General features: G+C 58.3%; 4 protein-coding genes and 1 pseudogene. 1 reads left to right on the top strand and 4 read right to left on the bottom strand.

The genetic code is table 11. From position 1 onward, the window contains the following. Positions 1–185, bottom strand: a pseudogene (locus QZ326_RS13060) (hypothetical protein); the annotation flags it as partial. Between the two features lie 145 nt (positions 186–330). Between QZ326_RS13060 and QZ326_RS13055 the strand changes: the two are divergent. Next, positions 331–798 (top strand): GNAT family N-acetyltransferase, encoded by a 468-nt coding sequence (locus tag QZ326_RS13055; RefSeq protein ID WP_295746057.1) that lies wholly within the window; start codon positions 331–333, stop codon positions 796–798. A gap of 61 nt (positions 799–859) precedes the next feature. Here QZ326_RS13055 and QZ326_RS13050 read toward each other — a convergent pair whose 3' ends face one another. From QZ326_RS13050 to QZ326_RS13040, 3 genes are all read right to left on the bottom strand, one after another. After that, the gene (locus QZ326_RS13050) at positions 860–1294 is read right to left on the bottom strand and encodes a hypothetical protein (protein WP_295746054.1); all 435 of its coding nucleotides are present in this window, start codon (positions 1292–1294) and stop codon (positions 860–862) included. A 2-nt stretch (positions 1295–1296) separates the two neighbouring features. Then, positions 1297–1752, bottom strand: a complete 456-nt coding sequence (locus tag QZ326_RS13045; RefSeq protein ID WP_295746053.1) for a hypothetical protein — start codon at positions 1750–1752, stop codon at positions 1297–1299. Next, positions 1742–1994: PadR family transcriptional regulator (locus tag QZ326_RS13040; RefSeq protein ID WP_295746050.1), on the bottom strand; the 253-nt coding region annotated here is incomplete at its 5' end. The genes QZ326_RS13045 and QZ326_RS13040, both read right to left, overlap by 11 nt.

Here is a 1994-nt window from a genome sequence, read left to right as displayed (position 1 = left end):
TCGCCGGGATTGGGCAGGGGGATCACAGGTACCTGGCCGGGGTCGGCGGCGCGGGTGTCCATAGTGCCGGGGTAGGCGGGGCCGCCCTCACCCACGTTGGGCAGGGGGGTCACAGGCTCGGCGGCCATGCTGCGGGCCGCCGGCCGCGCCTGGGGGACGTAGCTGTTATAACCGTTGCAATCCATAGTATCGCAAACCGGAATGATGGTTCCGGTCTCCTCCTTTCAGATGGTGCTGAGCCATTTTATGCGTCCGGGGTCCCGGCTGTGCAGGCGGGAGCTTGCGCCGGAGGGGCGGCGGTGGTAAAATGGGGGAAACGGGAGGTGTGATATGGAGATCAGAGCGTACCGGCCCGGGGACGGCCCGGCCCTGGCGGCGCTGTTCTATGAGACGGTCCACACCGTCAACGCGGCGGACTACACGGAGGAGCAGCTGGACGCCTGGGCGCCGGGGACCGTGGACCTTGACCGGTGGGACCTGTCCTTTCGGGAGCACGACGCCCTGCTGGCGGTGGAGGGGGAGACCATCCTGGGCTTTGGCGATATGGACCGGACGGGCTATCTGGACCGGCTGTACGTCCGTGCGGACCGCCAGATGGAGGGCGTGGCCTCCGCCATCTGCGCGGAGCTGGAGCGGCGGGCCCCGGGAAAGGTGGTCACCCACGCCTCCGTCACGGCCAGGCCTTTTTTTGAGCGGCGGGGATATCGGACGGTCCGGAGACAGCAGGTGGAGCGGCGGGGTGTTCTCCTGACCAATTTTGTGATGGAAAAGGCCGCCGGGGGCGGCCCCTGCAAATAATAAAAGCGGCCCCTCTCCCTGCGCCCGGGAGGGGGCCGCTGATGCTGCGGATTTGGATATTTTAATAGAACGTGCCGCCGGCGGTGCAGGAGAGGGAGAGGCGAAGGATTTTCTGTACGCCGTTATACTTGAAGGACGCCCAACCATTGACAATTTCATCATCGCAAGTAGTTTTTCCATCAAGAAATAGCGCTCCGTTGTATCCCTCACCATCAATCGTGGCTTTCGTAGCTCTAACGGTAGAACCAGAGATATCAAAAGAGGCAGAGATGGTCGCAGATCCAATCAGAGTAGAGTTGTAATAAAGTTTGCCAGTCTTGCTCCCTCTAACCGTATCAGTGGATCGCTCCATCGGAGCACTTGTAATGGTTTCAACTGCATAGAAGCCGTCGCCCAAGTCAATGACGTTTTCCGCAGGCTCGACAGCAAGTGCTGAGGTGCTGACCATGGACAGGATTACCATAACCAAACAAAAGAGCGTACATACCTTTTTCATGTTCATTCTCCTTTATATAAATTATCGGAATGTCTTTCTTCTGGGGTGTTCTCTAACCTGTTATCAAATTCATCTTGTGTAATTTCATATGGATTTTCTATGACAATAGTCGCAAAATCATTAACAAGCATTGATTTTTGATATTGTATGTACCAAAAAACCGAGATAACCACCAGTACGGCGATAATGGCCACCGCTGCCCCCCAACGGATCAGCCGCCGCCGTTTTCGGGCAGCCTTCACCGTGGCCTCATCCAGACCTGACAGCAGTTCAGAGACGAAGGCGTCAGGTTCACCGAAAGCGGCCACAAGGCCATCATAACCCGCTCCCGGGTTCTCCTGCTGGAAAACATCAATCATGGCCGCGCACCGTTCCAGCAGCCGGCAACGGTCGGTTTTGCCGCAGACGAGAGCGCGCTTCACACGGGCGAGGTATTGCCCGGCCACTTTATTCTCCATCTCTTTTCTCACCTCCTTCCAGAAGCCGTTCCATATTCTCGCTGAACCGCCGGTAAGTGGCCAGCAGGACGGACAGATGGGACCGGCCCTCCTCCGTAATCTGGAAATACTGCCGCCTCCGCCCATCGGGGGCGGTTTTTTTATACGCCTCCCGGATGTATCCGCACTCAATGAGGCGGTACAGCAGGGCGTAGGGGAAGGAGAGGTTCAGCGACTCGTCCGCCCGTTCCTCCAGGGTCTGG

Origin of the sequence: uncultured Oscillibacter sp. (assembly GCF_910587525.1) — a bacterium.
Taxonomy (GTDB): domain Bacteria; phylum Bacillota; class Clostridia; order Oscillospirales; family Oscillospiraceae; genus Oscillibacter.
Note: the sequence above shows the minus strand (reverse complement) of the source record. Positions and strands in the feature narration are given on the sequence as shown.

Coding starts and splice junctions, on each gene's coding strand:
- QZ326_RS13055 (WP_295746057.1), top strand. CDS start 331: ATGGAGATCAGAGCGTACCGGCCCGGGGACGGCCCGGCCCTGGCGGCG.
- QZ326_RS13050 (WP_295746054.1), bottom strand. CDS start 1,294: ATGAAAAAGGTATGTACGCTCTTTTGTTTGGTTATGGTAATCCTGTCC.
- QZ326_RS13045 (WP_295746053.1), bottom strand. CDS start 1,752: ATGGAGAATAAAGTGGCCGGGCAATACCTCGCCCGTGTGAAGCGCGCT.